This window comes from Lysinibacillus sp. GJ-1, from assembly GCF_021166035.1.
Lineage (GTDB): Bacteria > Bacillota > Bacilli > Bacillales_A > Planococcaceae > Lysinibacillus > Lysinibacillus sphaericus.
This window is the reverse complement of sequence record NZ_CP088912.1, coordinates 906391-927583: the sequence shown is the minus strand read 5'-3', so window position 1 is coordinate 927583 and position 21193 is coordinate 906391. Positions and strand designations below refer to the sequence as shown.

The 21193-nt window shown below is 38.6% G+C and carries 20 protein-coding genes and 1 pseudogene; 1 reads left to right on the top strand and 20 read right to left on the bottom strand.

The genetic code is table 11. From position 1 onward, the window contains the following. Positions 1 to 69: 69 nt before the first annotated feature. The 19 genes and pseudogenes from LO754_RS04260 to LO754_RS04170 all read right to left on the bottom strand — a co-directional run bounded on the left by LO754_RS04260 (position 70) and on the right by LO754_RS04170 (position 18332). Complete coding sequence (locus tag LO754_RS04260) at positions 70 to 441, bottom strand: small basic family protein (protein WP_024362137.1); 372 nt, start codon at positions 439 to 441, stop codon at positions 70 to 72. A 3-nt stretch (positions 442 to 444) separates the two neighbouring features. Further along, complete coding sequence (locus LO754_RS04255; protein ID WP_025218755.1) at positions 445 to 1164, bottom strand: DUF881 domain-containing protein; 720 nt, start codon at positions 1162 to 1164, stop codon at positions 445 to 447. 130 nt (positions 1165 to 1294) lie between these two features. After that, entirely contained in the window at positions 1295 to 2023 is a 729-nt protein-coding gene (locus tag LO754_RS04250; RefSeq protein ID WP_024362139.1) for a DUF881 domain-containing protein, read from the bottom strand. Further along, complete coding sequence (locus LO754_RS04245) at positions 2001 to 2834, bottom strand: cell division protein FtsQ/DivIB (RefSeq protein WP_231785677.1); 834 nt, start codon at positions 2832 to 2834, stop codon at positions 2001 to 2003. The genes LO754_RS04250 and LO754_RS04245 overlap by 23 nt, the downstream gene beginning before the upstream one ends. Before the next feature lie 21 nt (positions 2835 to 2855). Then, a pseudogene (ftsW, locus tag LO754_RS04240) lies at positions 2856 to 3935 on the bottom strand (putative lipid II flippase FtsW). A 40-nt stretch (positions 3936 to 3975) separates the two neighbouring features. After that, the gene (gene murD, locus LO754_RS04235; RefSeq protein WP_231785676.1) at positions 3976 to 5325 is read right to left on the bottom strand and encodes a UDP-N-acetylmuramoyl-L-alanine--D-glutamate ligase; all 1350 of its coding nucleotides are present in this window, start codon (positions 5323 to 5325) and stop codon (positions 3976 to 3978) included. After that, positions 5325 to 6296: a phospho-N-acetylmuramoyl-pentapeptide-transferase gene (mraY, locus tag LO754_RS04230; protein WP_024362143.1), complete on the bottom strand. Its 972-nt coding sequence runs from the start codon at positions 6294 to 6296 to the stop codon at positions 5325 to 5327. Before mraY ends, murD begins: the two co-directional genes overlap by 1 nt. Positions 6297 to 6421: 125 nt before the next feature. After that, positions 6422 to 8338, bottom strand: a complete 1917-nt coding sequence (locus LO754_RS04225) for a stage V sporulation protein D (protein ID WP_025218752.1) — start codon at positions 8336 to 8338, stop codon at positions 6422 to 6424. A 58-nt stretch (positions 8339 to 8396) separates the two neighbouring features. Further along, the gene (locus tag LO754_RS04220; RefSeq protein ID WP_231785675.1) at positions 8397 to 10613 is read right to left on the bottom strand and encodes a penicillin-binding protein; all 2217 of its coding nucleotides are present in this window, start codon (positions 10611 to 10613) and stop codon (positions 8397 to 8399) included. Next, positions 10610 to 10978 carry a cell division protein FtsL gene (gene ftsL, locus LO754_RS04215; protein WP_024362146.1) on the bottom strand — a complete coding sequence of 123 codons (369 nt, stop codon included), beginning with the start codon at positions 10976 to 10978 and terminating at the stop codon, positions 10610 to 10612. Before ftsL ends, LO754_RS04220 begins: the two co-directional genes overlap by 4 nt. After that, the gene (gene rsmH / locus LO754_RS04210) at positions 10979 to 11929 is read right to left on the bottom strand and encodes a 16S rRNA (cytosine(1402)-N(4))-methyltransferase RsmH (RefSeq protein WP_024362147.1); all 951 of its coding nucleotides are present in this window, start codon (positions 11927 to 11929) and stop codon (positions 10979 to 10981) included. A gap of 61 nt (positions 11930 to 11990) precedes the next feature. Further along, complete coding sequence (mraZ, locus tag LO754_RS04205; protein WP_024362148.1) at positions 11991 to 12422, bottom strand: division/cell wall cluster transcriptional repressor MraZ; 432 nt, start codon at positions 12420 to 12422, stop codon at positions 11991 to 11993. A gap of 255 nt (positions 12423 to 12677) precedes the next feature. Continuing rightward, the gene (bshC, locus tag LO754_RS04200; protein ID WP_231785674.1) at positions 12678 to 14294 is read right to left on the bottom strand and encodes a bacillithiol biosynthesis cysteine-adding enzyme BshC; all 1617 of its coding nucleotides are present in this window, start codon (positions 14292 to 14294) and stop codon (positions 12678 to 12680) included. A gap of 101 nt (positions 14295 to 14395) precedes the next feature. Next, positions 14396 to 14791 (bottom strand): DUF3397 domain-containing protein, encoded by a 396-nt coding sequence (locus LO754_RS04195; protein ID WP_024362150.1) that lies wholly within the window; start codon positions 14789 to 14791, stop codon positions 14396 to 14398. After that, positions 14788 to 15690: a 2-dehydropantoate 2-reductase gene (locus LO754_RS04190; RefSeq protein ID WP_231785673.1), complete on the bottom strand. Its 903-nt coding sequence runs from the start codon at positions 15688 to 15690 to the stop codon at positions 14788 to 14790. The genes LO754_RS04195 and LO754_RS04190 overlap by 4 nt, the downstream gene beginning before the upstream one ends. Positions 15691 to 16065: 375 nt before the next feature. Then, positions 16066 to 16443 carry a transcriptional regulator gene (locus tag LO754_RS04185; protein ID WP_024362152.1) on the bottom strand — a complete coding sequence of 126 codons (378 nt, stop codon included), beginning with the start codon at positions 16441 to 16443 and terminating at the stop codon, positions 16066 to 16068. Positions 16444 to 16553: 110 nt separating this feature from the next. Next, positions 16554 to 17321 carry an enoyl-CoA hydratase/isomerase family protein gene (locus tag LO754_RS04180; RefSeq protein WP_024362153.1) on the bottom strand — a complete coding sequence of 256 codons (768 nt, stop codon included), beginning with the start codon at positions 17319 to 17321 and terminating at the stop codon, positions 16554 to 16556. Between the two features lie 279 nt (positions 17322 to 17600). Continuing rightward, positions 17601 to 17774, bottom strand: coding sequence for a 50S ribosomal protein L32 (gene rpmF / locus LO754_RS04175; protein WP_010858320.1), 174 nt, complete (start codon positions 17772 to 17774; stop codon positions 17601 to 17603). Between the two features lie 24 nt (positions 17775 to 17798). After that, entirely contained in the window at positions 17799 to 18332 is a 534-nt protein-coding gene (locus LO754_RS04170) for a YceD family protein (RefSeq protein ID WP_231785672.1), read from the bottom strand. A gap of 258 nt (positions 18333 to 18590) precedes the next feature. On the opposite strand from LO754_RS04170, the gene LO754_RS04165 reads away from it, so the two are divergent. Beyond that, positions 18591 to 19802 carry a nucleotidyltransferase gene (locus LO754_RS04165; RefSeq protein WP_108029489.1) on the top strand — a complete coding sequence of 404 codons (1212 nt, stop codon included), beginning with the start codon at positions 18591 to 18593 and terminating at the stop codon, positions 19800 to 19802. A 336-nt stretch (positions 19803 to 20138) separates the two neighbouring features. On the opposite strand, the gene LO754_RS04160 is transcribed toward LO754_RS04165, so the two are convergent. After that, positions 20139 to 21185, bottom strand: a complete 1047-nt coding sequence (locus LO754_RS04160) for a SepM family pheromone-processing serine protease (RefSeq protein WP_231785671.1) — start codon at positions 21183 to 21185, stop codon at positions 20139 to 20141. Between the last annotated feature and the right edge of the window lie 8 nt (positions 21186 to 21193).

The window sequence follows — 21193 nt, the reverse complement described above, 5'->3', positions numbered from 1 at the left end:
CTTAATTTCATTCTATTGTAAATCTTGCATAATGTCTAAGCAAATCGAGTATTTTGGTCAATTTTTCTCTCATTCTATGGAAGTTTTCTTCTTGTTGTGACGTTTTTCATCTAACCGAGTTAGTAAAATACGCCTAATGATTGCTATATTTTGGAACAAACGTACTCCAAAAGCGAAAATGGCTGCTAAATATAAGTCTACACCTAAATTCACACCTAAAAATGCCAGTCCCGCCGCAAGAACTATATTAAAAAAGAAACCTGATACAAATACTTTATCGTCATATACTTGCTGTAATTGAGCTCGTATACCGCCAAATAACGTATCTAAAGCAGCCAGCACTGCTATAGACAAATAATTTTCATAAATAGAGGGGATTTGGATATTTGTTAACAAGCCTAATGCTAGTCCAAGCACCAAACCTAGAAATGGTAGCCACATAGTTTATTCTCCTTTTTTGACCTCTGTTAAATAATCATTCGTCAATGGCTGATCGAATGCCGGTATGGTTACCAATTCAGTCGGCTCCTCTATCACTAAATTAAAATTATCTAAATAAAATGAATCGATAAATGTTGAAGCTTGAATGGAATTATACATTTTTTGAGCTGCCTTAAATGTCGTTGTCCCAACATAAATTTCGAATGGTGGCGAAGACAGTGCTACACTGTTCACTGTTGTTTTCCCATTGATGTCCCTAATAGCTGTGGTATGAACAATACGATTTCCATCAATTGCAACACTAGCAGCATCATATTTAAATAATTCATTCAGTAATTGGGTCAGTAAGTCTGGAGAAATCTCTTTTATTTCATACCCCATTGCTACTAATTCTGGGGCTGGCTCCACTCGAAGTATCACCCCAGGACCTGTTATATCCGTAAGACCTGCCTGTTGTTTTAAACGATTTACTGTCTCATTTAAAACACCTTGTAAATTAGTTTTTTCAGATTGCTCATAGCGACCCACTACCTCATTGAGTGAGCGAATATCTGCTAATAATGTGGAATGCCTTTTCTTTTCTTCTGCTAATTCCTCTCGTATGGCCCAAATATCTCGTGTATCTCGCTCAGCTGGTTTTTGAATGGTATTGTATTGTACCGCTATCATCAAACCGATAATAAATAGCACGATCGTTATTCGGGTGTACATATTTTTTTTCAAAATAGCCCCTCCTAGACGCATCGCAAACAATTACTCCTTGATATCATCAAATTTTAGACTTTGCATTTCATAAATACAAATAATGATCTAGGACATCCACAGGAGGCTTAACATAACTTTCTGCCCATGTTTAACTTTCTACTTTGACATTAGGCATCATTAACTTTTGATTTTCTTCTAAGGACACCACAATGTTGTCATTTAGCAACTGATCTACTACACCACCACTTAAGTTCAATGAAGCGCGGAGTGTCGCCGAATCCCCAATTGCCTCGATGACAAATGGAGCTGGGTGTTGCTTGCCGTCAATTGTAATAACAGGGCCATTACATCTAATATAAGAATTCGCCATGACCCGTTGTCCATTAATGGCAATCGCTTGTGCTCCAGAAATTTTTAATTCATTTAGCAACTTAAAAACATGACTTTCGTGGACGATATAATCATTAGGGTTTACAGATTTAGGATCGTAATCACCATCTTGAAGTGTAATACGTATACCCTTTCCTTCTGAATCTAAATCACCTAACAATAATCGTAAATCTTCTGCTTCTTGAACTAAGTTCTTAGAATCCTTTTCATTTGATGCAAATTTCTTTTCATAGTGCCGAATCTTTTCTTGTAACATGTTGGCTTCTTCTGTGAGTTCTTTATTGCGCTCTTGTTGTTCAATGAGCTCCTCACGATATGAATCTTCTTGTTCAAATAGCTCTGATTTAATGGCGCTACTTTGGCGATTGTCCTTCGCTTGGTTGTAAGAATAGCCGATGATAAACCCAGTTGTTATGCAAACGATGAGCAGCTCAAATTGTTTCCTCGTAAAGAAATTCCCTTTGCTATTCTGTTTCTTGTTGTTCATCTTCATTCACTTCCTGATTGGCCACTTTTCCATCAGGGTTGTCCTCCATATCAATGTTCACTTTGTTGTACTCATCATTAAAGGGACGGTAATAAGAGCCGACTTCTATGTCGATAACTCCCTTTTCTAAATCTGCAATTTGCGCAACAATGGATGGATAATAATTTAGCTTTTCAGCTAATGTTGGTATCACTGCACGTACTTCATAGCCGTCATTCATATAAAGCTTGACCGCATTAGGATTGGCCTTATTACTGTTAGTATTGACTTGTGAGATTAAAGCTAAAACTTCAGGTTTTAAACGGGCTAATTGTTCTACAAGCTTGTTAATGGTCTTTTCCCCCGTTATGCCAATAAAAACGGGCGCATCAATCGGGATATTGTCGCCAGCTTGCTCAAATTTTTTACCGTTCTCTAATAATGGGTAATAGGTTCCATCACCCGCTAGATACGCAACTTTTTTCCATTCCTTAATATCAATCGTTACGCCTCTCAGCCATTTACGCTTCACTTGTACCTCTTGCACCCATTTGTCCTTTAGTATAGCCTGTTCTACATCTTTAACCGTAAAACCCCACATCGACTTTCCTGGTGCAAGTGTACTAGCATCTAAGTAATATTGCTCGTCAGCTAGTTTAGCACCGTTCACCGTAATGTTTTTAATATCACTGTAAGGAGATTGAAAATAAAGGAGTACAGCTAGCACCAAAAAGAAAAGTAATATTAGGACTATGAATTTACGATTTGTACGCTTTTTTCGTCGCAGTTTTAGCGTAGGGATGCGATCTTCTATATCAATTACTTTCTCCATAAAAGTACTCCTCCTTTATATTTATTTCGCTAATTGATAAATAATACCTATTATTAACCACATTGTTACTAAAGATGTTCCACCATAGCTAATAAAAGGTAATGTGACACCGGTTACAGGAACCAAACCGATTACTACTGCAATATTTAAAAATGCCTGCACCGTTAACATTGTCACAAGTCCAATAATGGCGTAATAGGATGTTCTTGATTTAGCCTGTACTGCAAACTTATAACCAGCGTATATTGTCAACACAAACAGCGCTAAAATAACAAGTCCACCTACTAAACCGATTTCTTCTAAAATAATCGCATAAATAAAATCATTTTGTGGTTCAGGTAAATACAAGAACTTTTGTCTACTTTGGCCAAAGCCATGTCCAAAAATCCCTGCTGGACCAATTGCCATTAACGATTGTACAGCTTGGAAACCACTGACTAAAGGGTCGGCTCATGGATCAAGAAACGCTTCAATTCGTTTAAGTCGATAAGGTGCTGTTGCAATCAATCCTACTAATCCAGCAACTCCCGCTACCATAATCATTGCATAAAGTTTTAACGGATAACCTGCCACAAATAACAGTAAAAAAACAGAGACAACGAGTATAAAAACAGAGCCAAAATCGGGCTGAAGCATAATCAGTGCAACCGGTATTATTACTATTACGGCATGACGCCAATTTACTACTGGTGTTCCGGTTTTATGTTGCGCCAATATATGACTCATGTAAACAAGAACGGTAATTTTCGTTATTTCAGCAGGTTGTATGGTTAATGGTCCAACACCAATCCAACTTTGTGAACCATTTCGCTCAAGACCAATCCCTGGTATAAGAACAAGGACAAGTAAAACCAACGAAAATAGATAAGCCATCTTCCAAAAGGATTGCTCTTTCAAGATTTCTAATCGAATCGTGATGAAAAACACGACAATGCCTACCCCAAAATACAAACTTTGTTTCATATAAAACGGCATTTTTCCACTATAATGAACGGCACTCCAATAGGTACCTGCAGAATAGACGAAAATAATGCCGATTACTGATAGCATCAAAGTTGTGACGAGCAATAAATAGCTTTCTTTCCCTCTCAGTAATGCCATCCTTCCACGTCAAGTATATTCTAAAATAGTTACAGGCTCGTTACAGCTTCATTACAGCATCAATAAAAACATCCCCACGGATTTCAAAGCTGTCATATTGATCCCAACTTGCACAGGCAGGTGATAATAAAATAACATCTCCTTCTGCAGACATTGGTGCGGCATAATGAACTGCATCCTCTACATTTTGAGCAATGACCGTTTGTGAAACTCCACAAGACTTAGCAAATTCTACAAAGCGTAAGCCCGTTTCACCGAACGCTACTACACCTTTGACATGCCCCATGCAAGGTCGTAACTCTTCAAAAGAATGTCCACGGTCTAAACCACCCGCTAGCAAAATAACGGGTGCTTGGAATGCATCCAGCGCACTTTTCGTTGCTAGGCAATTAGTTGCTTTAGAATCATTATAAATTTTCCGTCCATTCCACTCACGGACAAATTGGGTACGGTGGCGGACACCTCCAAATTTAGCTAAAACCTCTTCCATTTTAGCTTTTTCGCAGCCGATCAATATACAAGCTGCTACTGCCGCTAAAATATTTTCTAAATTATGTTTACCTGGCAATGCAATAATCGCTCTGTCCATAAACGGTTCACCTTGCCAATAGATTGTTGTATCATCGGCACTAATCCCTTGCTCGGTACGTCCTTTCGAAGAAAAAGGAACTTTCTGTGCATTGGATTTTGCAGCATAGCCCACAACAATCGGCTGATCCGCATTGAAAATGAAATAATCTGTTTCATCTTGATTGCGTGTTACGCCAAATTTTGCTTCAGCATAGTTATCAAACGTACCGTGATAATCAAGGTGTGCATCATAAAGATTTGTTAATATAGAAATTTTTGGTTTAAATGTTTTAGTACCCATCAGTTGGAATGATGAAAGCTCTGTCACAATGACATTATCTTCTTGCGCTTCTTTTGCTACTCCACAAGCTACGGTCCCAATATTACCTGCGATTAATGGCTTCTTCGCACCATTTTCCAGCATTTCAAATATTAATGTCGTCGTTGTCGTTTTACCATTAGAACCAGTAATACCAACAAATGGTGCATCACTAATTAAATAAGCAAGCTCTATTTCTGTCCATACAGGAATTTCACGTTTTATCGCATCTGCTACGATGTTATTGCTATATGGGATACCTGGATTTTTGACGACTATTTCAAAGCCTTCATCAAGTAAATCCTCGGGATGACGACCACAAATAACGGTAATGCCTTTTTGCAATAGACCTTGTGCATCAGGGCTTTCATCAAACGGCTTAGAATCATTGACTGTCACAAAGGCGCCAAGCTCATGTAAAATCTCCGCTGCTGCAACACCACTTTTAGCTAGGCTTAAAACAAGGACTTTTTTATGTTGTAAATCTGTATACTCTCTCATTAGAACGCCTCCGATAAGACTGCAATCAATGCTACTGCTAAAGCAGTTGACCAAAAGACAAGTACAACTTTCCATTCTGACCAACCTGATAATTCAAAATGATGGTGGATAGGACTCATTTTAAAAATACGTTTTTTGCGAATTTTAAAGCTACCCACCTGCAAAATGACAGATAGTGTTTCAATAACAAACACTAATCCAACTAATACAAGTAAAAACTCTTCTTTAACTAAGACAGATACCATCGCTAATGCACCACCGAGTGCAAGTGAACCGGTATCTCCCATAAATACCTTTGCAGGGTTTGCATTGAATAGTAAAAACCCTAACAAAGCACCCGTTACCGCAAATGTAAATAAAGCGATATCAGCTTGATCTTGGAATAGCGCAATTACACCGAATGCCGCAAAAGCAATAGAAGCTGTACCTGCCACTAGCCCGTCTAGACCATCTGTTAGGTTAACAGCATTAGAGAAACCAACTAACCAGAAAATTAAAAACGCTACATAAAAAATACCAAGATCAATTGTCCAGTCTGTAAAAGGAATAGCTAATGTGGTATCAAAAGAACTTGCGTGTAATAAGAAGTATGCAAGTATTGCGATGACAATTTGCCCTATTAACTTTTGAATAGATGTCAACCCAAGATTGCGTTTAAAGATAACCTTCAAGCCGTCATCTAAAAAGCCAATCAAGCCAAAGCCTACGAGCACAAGTAAAAGGACCACAGTTTGTGAGGTGAATAAATCTAAAAAGCTGCCAATGCCAACTGTTGTAAGGATGATGGCGATTAAAAAGATAATGCCCCCCATTGTTGGTGTACCTGCTTTTTTCATGTGTGATTTTGGTCCTTCTTCACGAATACTTTGCCCAAACTTCAATCGACGAAGAAGTGGAATACTAATTGGTGCCAAGATAACTGTTACTATAAAAGCAATAGCTAAAATGGTAAGCGTTGTTGCGAGTTTCATTGAAAAATCTCCTTTAAATCTTGTTTCACTTTCTTCTTCACGAAAAAAGCACAAACTCTCATATAATTATTACTACCCTTCATAATAATAGTGGTTCTTTCCCTTTTTTTAAAGGTAAAGTTACATTAGTTCACTAAATATAAATGAATGGTGCCGTCTTGTTTGATAACACTATCCACTTCAGGTAATTGACTACCAATTTTAGCTCCTTCTCCATGCCATTCAATACGGAATGGATAATGTTGCTTGGCAATGTCATCCTTCGTTTGACCAATAAAACTAGGTACTTTCACAGTAAGTGGGTCACCCCAACGATAATCCTTTTCAAGCTGTTCCTTTGATTTTTCAATGCCAATAAAAGGTGCTACATCTTCAATAATTTGACCAACAATCGGAGCCGCTACCACGCCACCAAATTGCGTTGTTTTCTTCGGATTATCCACCGCTACATATACGACAATTTGTGGATTATCAGCTGGTGCAAAGCCTATAAAAGATACGATATACTCGCCATCTTTATACCGGCCATTTTCAACTTTTTGTGCTGTACCTGTTTTACCCCCAATACGTAGACCATCTCGATACGCTTGTCGACCTGACCCCTTCGCTACTACCGACTCTAATGCTTCACGTACTTTTGCAGACGTTTCTTCACGAATTACTTGCCTTTTAATAACTGGTTTTGTTTCGTTAATCGTTTCACCTGTATCTGGATTAAATATTTTCTTTACAACATACGGCGTATACAGCTTGCCCCCATTGACTGCAGCAGCTACTGCTTGCACCTGCTGGATCGGTGTTACGGCTACCCCTTGACCGAATGAAGTGGTCGCTTGTTCTACAGGGCCAAATGCCTCTTTCGAAAATAGTATCCCTGAAGCTTCACCAGCAATATTGGAGCCTGTTTTTTCTCCAAAACCAAAGTCTTTAATATACTGTAATAATCTTTCACTACCCAAACGTTGACCTAATTCTATAAAACCAGGGTTACAAGAATTTTGTACAACTTCTAAAAACGTTTCATGTCCATGACCTTCACGCTTCCAACAGCGCAGTCTAGCACCGGCAACCATTGTATAGCCTTGATCGTAAAAAGTATCCTTTTCTAAGTCCACCAAGTTCTCTTCTAAAGCAGCACTAAGCGTAATAATTTTGAAAGTAGAACCTGGCTCATAGGTCATCCACACCGGCAAATTCCGATTGTAGATAGCCGGCTCGACCTGTTGATATTCAGCCGGATGAAAGGTTGGATAGGAGGCTAAAGCTAGTATTTCACCTGTATTAGGATTCATTGCTACCGCCATTGCCTGATCTGCTTCATAACGTTCCATTGCCTGTGATAATTCACGTTCAACGACTTGCTGTACATCGACATCAATCGTTAGCTCAATTGTTGCCCCATCTTCTCCTGCTTTCCATGCACTTGCAACATTGGGTAAGTTATTACCTTTGGCATCTGTAAAAAGTCGTATAGCTGAAGAATTTGCTCGCAATAGTTTGTCATACTCATATTCTATACCTGCTAGCCCTTGCGCATCATATCCTGTAAAACCTAAAAATCGCGATAGAAGCGTGCCATAAGGATAATCTCTTGAGTAATCCACACCACTATATAATCCCTCAATTTGCATGCCTTGTAGTTGAACAGCTTTCTCGTAGGAAATATTTTTCCCTTCAGGTGCTAGCTTTACTAAGTACGCCTTTTTCTGCATCTTTTCCAACAGTTTTTGTTGGTCCACTTCCAGTACCTGTGCTATTTGTGCGGCTGCTCCTGCAATATCTTTGCTTTGCGAAGGCATAAAATATAAGGTAGGCGCCAGCTTATTGGTCACAATACTATTACCATCCCTGTCCGTAATATGTCCTCGCTCATTGGCAAAAGGAATTTCACGATCCCAGTTTTCTTCTGCTTTTTGTGTCAATTCTTTTTGATCAAATACTTGTAAAACAAATAACCGAATAACTATCGCTACAGCTACGCACAAAAACAAAACATATAAAATACGTAAACGTTTTTTGGAATGGATAGAAATCCACTTCATTCGACATCACACCTTGTTTTTTACAACGTATGAAATAAAGTGGACTTCTATTCAATGGCTATTCATCATCTACCTGTTCAATTTCTCCTTCAGACGGCGCTTCAACATCTTGTACAAAGCTTTCAGCAGGTGTTTTCAACTTCACTACAATTGGCGCACTATCTGAAATTACGGTACCTGCAGATACACTTTGACTGACTGCAAAGCCCTCTCCAACAACTTCAATTTCTAGACCTGACATGGATTTAAAAACTAATAGATTACGTAATGACCAGTTTGTAAAGTTTGGCAATGCAATATCCCCTGCTGTTTTCAAAAAGACAAAACTACCTTTGACAAGTTTTTGGCCGCTTTTCGGATATTGTTCTAAAACTTCTCCTCCAGCTCCAACAATTACTGGATTTAATCCATCGTTCGCCAGTTCAACTTGAATAGCTTCTGCATGCTGACCAGTATAATCTTGTATAGCTGTATGATTGACATGCTGAACATCAGCAGGGCTAATATTTAAATGTTTTAAACTATTTTGCATAACTGGCTTAAATATTTTGGAAACTGGTACAGAACCTAGCTCACCTTTAAGCTTTGGTTTTTCCACCGACACATACATAATGAGTTGCGGATCATCATATGGCGCCATTCCTAGGAATGAATACAAGAACTGATTGGCTCCCCATGAATAGGTTCCGTTTGCCTTTGGTATCTGGGCTGTACCCGTTTTACCAGCTACTTGGTATTCATCAAGGATAAAGTCCTTCGCTGTCCCAAACTCTGATGTTAATGTCGAAGCAAGAATTTCACGTACTTGTTTTGCTGTATCTGCTGACACTGGTTGACCTTTTTCTTCCGGCTCATGTTGTTGGATAATTTCACCAGTTGATGAATCTACAATCTTATCGATAACGTACGGCTGCATCATCTTACCGTCATTCGCAATCGCTGTCATCGCTTGGATAAGCTGTATCGGTGTCACGGTTGAACCTTGCCCATACGTCGTTGTCACGCGTTGAATTGGATACTTCGATAAAATTGTACCCGTTGCTTCATTCGGTAAATCAATGCCTGTTTTCTTACCAAAACCGAATTTCCCTAAGTAATCAACAAATACATCATCACCAATACTTTTTAATAAATTGGCCATTGCTGTATTAGATGAACGTTGAAAACCTTCTAGATACGTAATTTTGCCCCAACCTACTTGGTTATGATCTCGAATTGTACGATCATACACTGTATATTGCCCAGACATAAATCTTTCAGACGGTGCCCATTTACCAGTATCGATGGCAGAAGCAAGCGTGAATGTCTTCATCGTCGAACCTGGTTCAATGGTTTCTTCAATCACAGCATTAAGCCATTTCATATTCGTACTTTCACGTGTATCTGGATTAAAAGTTGGACGCTGTGACATCGCTAATATTTTCCCTGTTTTCGGTTCAGCTACAACGACAATCATTGACTCGGGATTATATTCTTTCTCAACTTGCGTCATAGCATCCTCTACGAAACTTTGAATCGTTTTATCAATAGTTAAAAAGATATTATCGCCATCTTTTGCAGGTGTCACCATTTTTTCACTGTTTGGTAATAAGTAACTAAAGGCATCGGTTTGATATTTTACTTTGCCATTAACACCCGTTAACTCCTTATCATAGGTAAGTTCTAACCCCATTTTCCCTTTCGTCGTTACGGTGCCGTCCTTATTGTCCTGTTTCAGAGCAAAACCAATTAAATGTGAAGCAAAAACACCATTCGGATAATAGCGTTTTAAATCGCTAACAAACAATATCCCAGGTAATTTTTCTTCTTTAATTTTGCTCATGACTTCATGGTTAATGCCTCTACCTGCCACACCAAACTCCACCTGATATGGCAAAGTTCCATCACTGCGGAGCTTCGTTAGCCTTTTATAAATATCCTCTTTATCCATTTTGATATATTCACTTAAGATTTCTGCCGTTTTTTCAGGGTCTACAACATGATGGGGTCTCTTTTCATCTGTAGTAGCCTTATCACTAACTACGGCAATTAGTCGATAACTAAGCGTATCTTCAGCTATAACTTGTCCATTTCTATCAAAAATTTTGCCTCGGTTTGCTGTGATTGCACTTTCTTTGTTATATTTAGCCGCTGCTTTTGCAGCGAGCGCTTGTCCTTCTGCTTCACCTGTCGCCTGTAATGTAATCATTCGCGTGAATAATAGAAAAAAGAGCCCTCCATAAAAAACTAGTAATAGAAAGGCTCCCCATTGGAATCGAAATCTCTTTTTTTTCATTCTCCCGGCACTACCTTTACATTTTTCTCATTTTGAGTTAAACCGAGTTCTTTTGCTTTTTTCCATATATTTTCGTATGTAGAAAGTTCACTTACACGAACTGTTAAGTCAACATTCTGTTTTGCAATCTCATCTGCTTCTGCTTCGATTTTTTGAATATCCATGCTTGTCGTTTGAATCGCTGCTTGATTATTCAAAACTAACACTGACAATACAATGATGATACTTACTAAAGCTAGTAGCATCATTTTTTCAAACTTCTGGTTCGTTTTTTTACGACGTATGATAGTGGGTTGTGGACTAGGTGGTGTTATCGGTTGTTGCACATGTTGCTGTTGGTGCTGCCTTACACGTACTGCTGCCATTTACTCACGCCCTTTGTCGTTAATTTTCTCCACCACTCTAAGCTTCGCTGAACGAGCTCGATTGTTAACTGCTAATTCTTCCTCAGAAGGTAGAATCGGCTTTCTAGATATAAGCTTTAAAGTTGGCTTCATGTCATCAGGAATTACAGGTAAATTTGGTGGTAATTCCGGTAAAGATGACGCTTCTTTAAAAATAGTCTTGCATAGGCGGTCTTCCAATGAATGGAATGTAATAACACTAATACGGCCACCTACATTAATCATATCAATCGCATCGACTAACGAATCCTCCGCTGCGCCTAGCTCGTCATTCACAGCAATTCGAATTGCTTGAAATATGCGCTTCGCAGGATGTCCACCTTTACGGCGAGCCGCTGCTGGTATACCCTCTTTAATAAGTTCTACAAGCTGTCCTGTTGTTTCAATTGGAGCTGTTTTACGAGCCTCTTCAATTTTACGAGCAACTTGCTTCGAAAATTTTTCTTCCCCATAACGGAAGAAAATACGAACTAAATCTTCGTATGCCCAGTCATTCACGACATGATATGCTGTAAGCGCTGCCGTCTGATCCATGCGCATATCGAGTGGTGCATCATGATGATAACTAAAACCACGCTCTGGCGTATCTAATTGCGGAGAAGAAACGCCTAAATCATATAAAATGCCATCTACTTCTTGTATACCAAGTGCTAGTAGCTCTTCTTTTAAATAACGGAAATTCGAATGAACAAATGTAACACGCTCTAAATAAGCAGCTAATCGAATTTTCGCATTTTCAATAGCCGTCGTATCTTGGTCAAAACAAATGAGACGACCTTTATCAGATAATTGTTGTACTAAATATTCACTGTGTCCTGCTCCACCAAGCGTACAGTCCACATATACACCATCAGGATCGATGTTCAACCCATCAACAGTTTCTTTTAATAGCACGGTTGTATGATCGAACATACCAATCGCTCCCCTCAGGCCTTAACCTTTTCAGTTGACGTTTTCACGTCTAATACAAAAATTAAAAATCAAAGCCAATCATATTTTCTGCAATTTCATTAAAAGATTGTTCAGACTCCGCAAAATAAGTTTCCCAAGCATCTTTTGCCCATATCTCAATTCGATTCGAGACACCTAGCACAACACATTCTTTTATTAAATGAGCATGTTGCATAAGTGTTGAAGGAATATTAATACGACCTTGCTTGTCTATTTCTACTTCCGTCGCACCTGAAAAGAAGAACCTCGCAAAAGCACGAGTATCTTTCTTTGTCATCGGTAAACCTTTTAATTTTTCTTCGAGTTTTCGCCATTCATCCATAGGATAGCCAAACAAACAATTATCAAGTCCGCGTGTCACAACAAAGGTTTCACCTAAGGCTTCACGAAATTTTGCGGGCACGATTAATCGTCCTTTCGCGTCAACAGAGTGTTGATATTCTCCCATGAACATGCTAGTCACCCCACTTTATTAAATAATGTACCACATCGCCCCACTTTCCTCCACTTTTTTTAAAAAAAACTTGACAATTTCATCTCATATGTGTGTTTAGACCTTTAGACAAATTTTCATTTTGTGCTAAAGGGCATAAAAAAAGAACTACCCTTAGTAGGATAGCTCTCTTTTTTCCTGCAAAACCGACAGATTCCTTCAAATCTACGTTTACACCCTAGCTTTTAATAGCCCTAAAGGCATACGTTTGTGATATTACAAATAAAGGAAATAGTGGTGATTTCCAATATTGTATGTTTTCTTCAACATTTCTTCAATTAACGTAGGTCCAAACTCATTTATATATTGATACGGATTATAAGAACGCTCTTGGAACCCATCATTTGGATACAGCTCATTTTGAAGTGTCATAAATTTTCGAATAGTCGTTTCATGCTTACTTAGCACTGTTTGTTCTACTTTTTGTTGTAAATACTCAAACTGTCTAACATGATTTTCTTTGTTTTTTTCAAGTATTTTATCTAATGATATTTGTTGTTCTGCAAAATAGCGCTCAAGTGTAGCGTATTTTTCTAAAAGCAGTTGTTGCATGTCTAAAATTTGACGCTTCGCTTCAGCATCTTGCACTTCAGCAATAAATTGCTCCTTTAAAGCGATTGCTTTACCATTCCATATATCTTCAACCGTTAAATGATATTCACGTAATAGTTGATCTACATGGCGCGTAATAATCGTAATATTAAGACGTGGCGCAAAAATTGGCATTTGTAAACCTAATACAGCAAACGCATCCTTTAATGTCGCCCAGTATGCAAGCTCACCAGGTCCACCAACAAATGCTAATACTGGTATCGTCATTTCCTGCATTAACGGACGCGTAACAACATTATTACTCAAATTCTCTGGATGTTGCTGTGCCATCGTTAAAAGCTCTTCTTGCGAAAGTTTAATATTTGCTGCTAAATTAACAAATTGATGTTGTCGTCTTTCTAATAAAAAGCGCTCTCCATCTTTAACATAGAACAAATTAGCTGCATCTTCAGTTGCTAATATCGGCTTACCATAACCCGCTCTGTCCAACGCAGCTTCTTTTTCTGTTACTAGTCTTGCAATTTCTTTACTATGATGAATGAGCTGAACAAAATGGTTACGTTCATATTGACGGAATTTCACATCGGCTGCATCAATCATTAGAAGACCTTCGTCTTTGAACAGCGTATTCATTAGTCGTGCAAAGAAATCAGTAAATGTTTCACTCTCGTTCAACGCATCCAAAAGTTGATTGAACAACCTTTCAGTGTGCGCTGTTTCACCAAAGTCCTTGATGATCGTATTAATTAATTGGGTCATCGCTTCTTTGTTTAAGTTTGTAGTCGAAGCCATTGTTTTTCTTCTTGAACGCTCACCATACGCACGCTTTTTTATATCCGTATCCCGCATTGTAAATGTATGGTTAATTTCCTCTAAGTCATGATCTTCCCCAGCAATCCAAAAAATCGGCACAACTGCTCGTTGAAGCTTTTCACTTTGCTCTTTTGCTAATGTTATGACCGAAATTGCTTTATGAACTGAGTAAAGAGGGCCTGTTAGTACACCCGCTTGTTGCCCACCGACAACTGCAACAGCTCCTTGCTCTAGTTGTTGCAAATGCTCATTCGTTTTATCTGATAAGCCAAGTGGCTCCATAAACTGACGAATTATTGCTGTTAACTCTTTTTGATCACCTGCTCGCTGTTCTAAATATTCCGCTCGCATTTCAAACGACTTATCATTGTATTCATATTCAAAAAACTCATGAATGGCAGTATTTGGCGACCAATAATCTGCTAGCACACGATTTTTTACGGGTACTTGGATTGACTCCAGTTTCATTTAACACAAACTCCTCTACTCACTAAATCATCGTATTCCTTGTAAACATTTTTTAATGCTATTATTTTACCCCTTCTGTCTTCAACATGAAAAGAAAATGCTTATACAGATTGTAAATATTCTACAACAGATTGAATCATACCGACTAGACAAATTAAAAGATACGCTGTACTAAGTACTAAAAATAAAAAACGCCAAATTTTTCGCAATAGCGGCCTCACTTCAATTTCCTTTTTCGTACGCCAATCAACATATGTAAAAACAATCGCTAGCACAATTGCTAGCATGACTAAAAGAGCTCCCACATTCACTCCCCACAGCGCACCAATTGCCAATGGCACAGAAAAAAACAGCCAAAACGTCGTGACATCTGATGCGGCACCAAATGCATGAGTGCCTCTAATATTAACCTTTCGACTAACAGCATAGACAATTACAAATAACAGAATTGGACAAAAAATAATAACACTTATGACTATATGTAAAATATCTTTCAATATTGTTCACCGCTCTCTTCCATCGCTAGAACTTGGTGATATAAAGTTCGCAAAGTAGGTAAAGAATAACCGTTTGCTGAAGCTTTTTGTAAAACTGCCCCTACAATCGTGTCAACTTCGCTTTTTCTACCCTGCATGCGATCAGCTAGCATCGAGGATGTATTCTTCCCTGTTTTTTCACACAAAGTTATTACTGCTGAAAATGGAATTGTCTGTTGCATGTCTACAAAGGCCTCTCCTAACTCTTGATATATGGTATGCATTAAAAAGAACGCATGCTTATTTGTTAATAACTCACCGTTCTTTATTTGCAATATAGCCGTTAATGGATTAATCAGACAGTTCAATACAGCTTTTTCAAAAAGCATTTGTTCGGCATTTTCAACCATTTCTATTGGGCATAAAGGATTTTGCATCTGTAGCAACTGATGAAATATTCCATCGTTCCCACGCGCTATCCCTATTTTACATAGACCCATCCCTCTATGCTGGACTGTAGTTAAATTAATTATTTGGGCACCAAAAGAAACCGAGCAAAAGGCTATCGTTTGCTGCGGTAAACGTAAAGCTTCATCGAAATGCGCTAAACCATTTTGCACAAATAGCAATGGCACTTCTTTTGGAACATCTAATAATTGTTTATAAATATTTTGTAGTTGCCGATATTTAACTGCTATTATAATCAAATCGGGTTTCGATATCGTCTTCAACTCTACTGTAGAAGCAATTTGATGCACTGTCTGCGTTCCATCTAACTGAACCCTCGTTAAGCGCTTTAATTGAAGTTCATGTGCTTGTTCCTGTCTTCTCACCACTAACGTTACGTGCATATGAGCTTCTGCCAGGAAACTAGCCATTAGCTGGTCTACTGCTCCAGCTCCAATAACTACTACATTCACAATGTTCGCCACCTCCACTTAATGAAAAGAGGCTATCTAACAGTAAAAGCAAACTTTTAAACAGCCTAAATTGACAAAGCCAATCAACACTTTTCCAACATTTACTACACTCGTCCTATCATAACACAATCATTACTTTGCCTTACGCTATAGAAGGAGGTGCCTCAGAAATACCTCTGAGACACCTCCTTTGCAGGTGTTTCTATTATACAAGATTGGTTGGTAATTACGATACAATAATGGTTGTTTTCATACAATGAAGGTAAACATATAGTCAACATTTGCGTTTACACCTTGATTTCTTTAGCTTCATTTTCTTATAAGCACTGTCGCTAATCAGCCATCTCTACTAATAGGCATTTTTCTTTCAAAATGTTAATCTTTCATTAACGAATAACCTTGCTGTAACCATTTCACTAGCTTTTCATGCTCGTTTTGTAATTCACGATGTTTAATTTCAAGATTTTGATAAGCTTCCGTTAATTCATCAAAACTCGTTAACGCTAATTTTAAATGGCTTCGCATAGATTGTTGAGGTTGATTGCGAACAGCTAAAAGCGATTGACTATATTGCCCACGTAATGTTTTATTCCAACGAAAACCACATGCTTGTTTTGTACGTCCAAGCTCATTAGCAGCCATTTCAAATGCCTCTAACTGCGTTTTACCGTTTTGCACATTATGCAAGACAATTTCTGCTAATCTTTCATCGTCTTCCTTTGTCCATTGATCTTTTCTTTTTTTCAGTTCCATAATCTATCACCCTCACATTTTTTACTACTATATGCGTTACCAGGCAAAATAGAATCACAGGACGAAAAAAGACAGTGATTATGTTTCGAGCTAATCACTGCCACTATACACTACTTACTGTTCTTTTTTGTTAGAAAATTATTAACTGCCTCGTGATGCGCTTCACTTTCCCATAATTTTGCACATGTGCGAACTTCCTCCATAACGCGCTCATACATATTACGCTCTCGCCATTTACGAAGTTCAATTTCTTTATACGCTTTGTGCACGGAAGGATGTATTTTGCGCATATGTTCAATAAACTCATTCAAAGCAAGTTCCTTCGATCCTTCAAATACACGCATTGCCCAACCAATCTCATATAGTAAATCAGCCGGATATGGCTTTGCATCCACTAGCATCTTCATTGCTCGGTCATGGCGTAAACCTCGTTCAAATAAGTAGGTTCCACCACCCCAGCCACTTGTAATTGCTAATGTCCCTTGAATAAAGCCACATTTAGCATGGCTAGCCACTAAACGAAAATCACAAGCAGTGGCAATCTCGCAGCCACCGCCTACAGCAGTCCCATTAATCAGTGCTATCGTCGGTACGGGTAATGTAGCAAGATCATATAAGATTTCCCCCATCTTACTTAACATTCCAAAGGCTTCATCTTCAGTTTCAAGAGAATGAAATTCTGATAAATCCCCTCCTGAACAAAAAGATTTTTCCCCCGCTCCTGTCACGACTAAAAAACGCACATCGTCATGATTTTGTATATATGTAATTACTTCTCGAAGACCATTCATTACCTCATCATTCACAGCATTACGCTTTTCTTCACGGTTTATGGTAAATGTCATGATCCCATCTTGATTATCAATACTATAAGCCACTATAGTTCCCCCTTTGTCCCCATCCATTATACGTCGGCTAAATCGGAGCCCACTTGAAAAGACCCTCTGAAAATGTATAACGTTTGCTAATACCTTATCACTTATTCAGCAATCGTTCGAAACCTCACTGAAGCAAGCTAAATAAATTGTATCACACTATTGTTATAGCACTATATAAATTTAAAATATTTATGAAAAATTCTGTTATTTCAAGCAAACAAAAAGGCTAGTAAAGAGCCATGGTCTCTTTACTAGCCTTTTAAGTGAGCAAACACTGTATTATTTGCTTACTACTTCTTTACCTTTGTATTGTCCGCAAGCTTTGCAAACACGGTGTGATAATTTTGCTTCACCACAGTTTGGGCAAGCTACCATACCAGGTACAGATAGTTTGAAATGCGTACGACGCTTTCTTTTTGCAGTTTTAGAAGTTCTTCTAAATGGTACAGCCATTGATGGCACCTCCTTACAGATCGTCTATTCGTCTGTTTGATCAAAATACTTAGCTAAAGCAGCTAGTCTTGGATCCACTTTTGGTTCGTCAGTTTTTTTGTGAAGCGCCACGTCTTCATCTGTTGCGTAAGACCAATTTTTACCACCTTGCACTTGTCCTTCGGTATTCTCTTTGAATACTTGCAATGGTACCTCAAGAAGCACTAGCTCCTCAATAACTGGCTTCATGTCGATTACTTCACCATCAAGATAGTGAATATCACCGTCATCTTCCCCTCTTTTTTCTTCGTCAATCCAGCTGAATATTTCAACTGTCTCAACTTCGATAGGAAACTCAACATCTTCCCATGTGCGAGCACAAGGTAGTGTTAACGTTGCTGTCACAGTTAGCTGACAAGTCATTTGCGATGCACCGAATGTACATAGCCCTTTTACATGAACGGGCGAAATTGCTCGAATATCCTGGTTTCGCTCCATCACCTCATCCAATTGGACATGGGTATCGATCGGCATTCCGTCTTGACGGTATTTAGATAATTGATGAATTGACCATTTCATTCGTTTAATCACCTCGAGACAACACTGTTGATTATATAATGTGTAAAAATAGATGTCAAGATAATTTCTTGTCACCACTCGAAAACCCACCTATAATTAAGTACATCTAATTTGTATTTAGCCTCTTGTCGTAACCGACAGTAAATCATCAGTAGCTATAAGCAAAATTTCAGATAGAGGCACTGTAACACTATTTGTAGCATCTTGGCTGGTCAAAATCAAGATGCGAGAAAAATATAAATAAAGGGGGTTTTACATGTGAAAGCAGTCGGCATTGTTGTTGAATACAATCCTTTTCATAATGGACATGCTTATCATTTGGAACAGGCAAAAAAAGTAGCGCAAGCGGATATAGCAATCGCTGTGATGAGCGGGACATTTTTGCAGCGCGGTGAACCTGCCATGGTAGATAAATGGACACGTACAAAAATGGCACTCGCTAGCGGTGTGGATATTGTTATTGAGCTACCGTATGTCTATAGTACCGCACCTGCAACTGATTTCGCAAAGGGGGCGATTTCATTATTGTCGGCAATCCGCTGTGATGCATTTGCCTTTGGTAGTGAAGATGGTTCCATTCAGCCCTTTTTGAACACCTATCAGTTAATTTCGCAACACCGTACTGAATACAACTCGCTTATTAAAGAAAGTGTGCAAACAGGTGTTAGCTATCCTAAAAGCTTACATTACGCCTATGAACAGCTTTCTCAAAAGTTCCCTGCACCATACATTGATTTAGCACAACCGAACAACATACTCGGATTCCATTATATTGAAGCAGCTATGATGTTAGGGAGCAAAATTAAGCCTTTAACCATTCCTCGTATAGCAGCAGGATATCACGATGCACTACAGGAAGGGGCATCGATAGCAAGCGCAACTGGAATTCGCAAAGCGCTCGCTTCGACAGGATCTTTACAAAGTGTGCAAGAAGTACTGCCGGATGCATCTTTTCATTATTTACAAGATTGGATTTTACAATACAAGAAATTCGCTAGTTGGGAGGCTTTTTGGCCGCTCCTACAGTTTACCCTTATAAGACATAGTGCAAGCGAGTTAACACGCTATGCAGAAGTTACAGAAGGTATTGAACATGCGCTACTAAAAGCAGCTAAAACAAGTAACTCCTTTAGTAGTTTTATGGAGAAAATTAAATCTAAACGCTATACATGGACACGTCTACAACGCATGCTAACACATATTTATACTGGTTTTACAAAAGAGCAACTAAAAAGCTTTCAAGCGCCTTCAACAATTCGCTTACTCGGTATGAGTACAAAAGGGCAAGCTTACTTAGGCGTACATAAAAAGGATTTCACATTGCCTTTAATAAGCCGAGTTGCCTCTACGAATGATGCGATGCTAGCAGTAGATATACATGCTGCTGAAGTTTATAGTTCTAGTATTGAACTAGGCTCACAGCAGGCTACATTACCAAAAGATTATCAAATGCCGCCGATACGATTTTAACGAGACGGCCTAACTTATCAATATTGATAGCTACTACCGTGGGAGAGGACACCTTAAGCTCCTTGGAAGGGGCTGGAGTATCACTTTTTATATAATAATAAGGTCATCTGTCATTATTACGCTAATGCCCTTTAATGCGCGCCCTAGTTGCTGATAGCTTAAGACAATGACTTCTGCGAGAACAGCACATAATATTAGACGCAACAGCGACAGTTACGGCTATCCTATGCCAAGCTGATAGCATCGTCGTTGCGGACATCGACAACATAGTAAAAAGTGTTAGATTGATTGTCAGCAATCTAACACTTTTTCAGTTTGACAAGTTAAAATATCACATTATTTTGGTGCTAGCTGTTTTAAATAAGCAATCGCATCATCGACTGTTTTCACAGGGACAATTTTCATTTTCGTCCCAATTTCTTTAGCCGTTTTGACAGCCGTCGTATAGTTCGATTCTAACTCAGGATATTTCGCTTTCATTTCAGGTGTAATCTCATCATCAGGTGCAAAAAATATTTCCATACCGTCACGATCGGCTGCAATAATTTTGTAGTCAATACCACCAATACGCCCAACAGAACCATCGATTAACATTTCACCAGTTCCAGCCACAGCATAGCCTTTTGTTAAATCCTCATCAATTAATTGATTTAATATTTCTAGTGTAAACATAAGCCCCGCGGAAGGTCCGCCAATATCTTCGGTTTTCATCGTAACATTTGGATTAGTTTCAATCGATTTACTCTCCGCATAAGTAATCCCTAACCCAGCTCGCTTTTCCTCTGCTTGCGGAATTTCTTTCAAGGCAATGGTTTCTTGTTGTTCCTTTTTATCGCGTAAAAACTGAATCGTCACTTTATCGCCGAGTTGTTTTTTGGATAAAAGCTCCACAAGCATTTGTTGATTCGTAATTTCGATACCATCCACTTTCGTTATTTCATCCCCAGCTTTTAATAATCCATCTGAAGCGCCACCATCTAAAACATTTAATACAAATACGCCATTGAAATGTATTTTCGCCTCTAGGCCCGCTCTTTGAAAAGCTACATATTTTGCATTGAATTGAGAATCTGACATTAATTTCAGTTGACGAACATTATATTCTTCGTCATCCTCTAATGGATTTCTTACTTGTTTAATATCCATTATTTTTTCATATTTTTGTGTTTTCGCCCAGAGATACGAAAACGGTGTAGCTTGTTGCATAGCAACTGTCATTAAACTCATCGAACCCGCCTCATCAGAATGATTATTGGCGACAGTGACAAATTTACTAACATCGTATGCACTTCCAGGCTTCATAATATACGCGTCTAGTCGGTATAACATAAAAAAACAAAGCGCGACTAAAAACACTGCATAAAGACCAATTTTTTTCTTCATCGAATGGA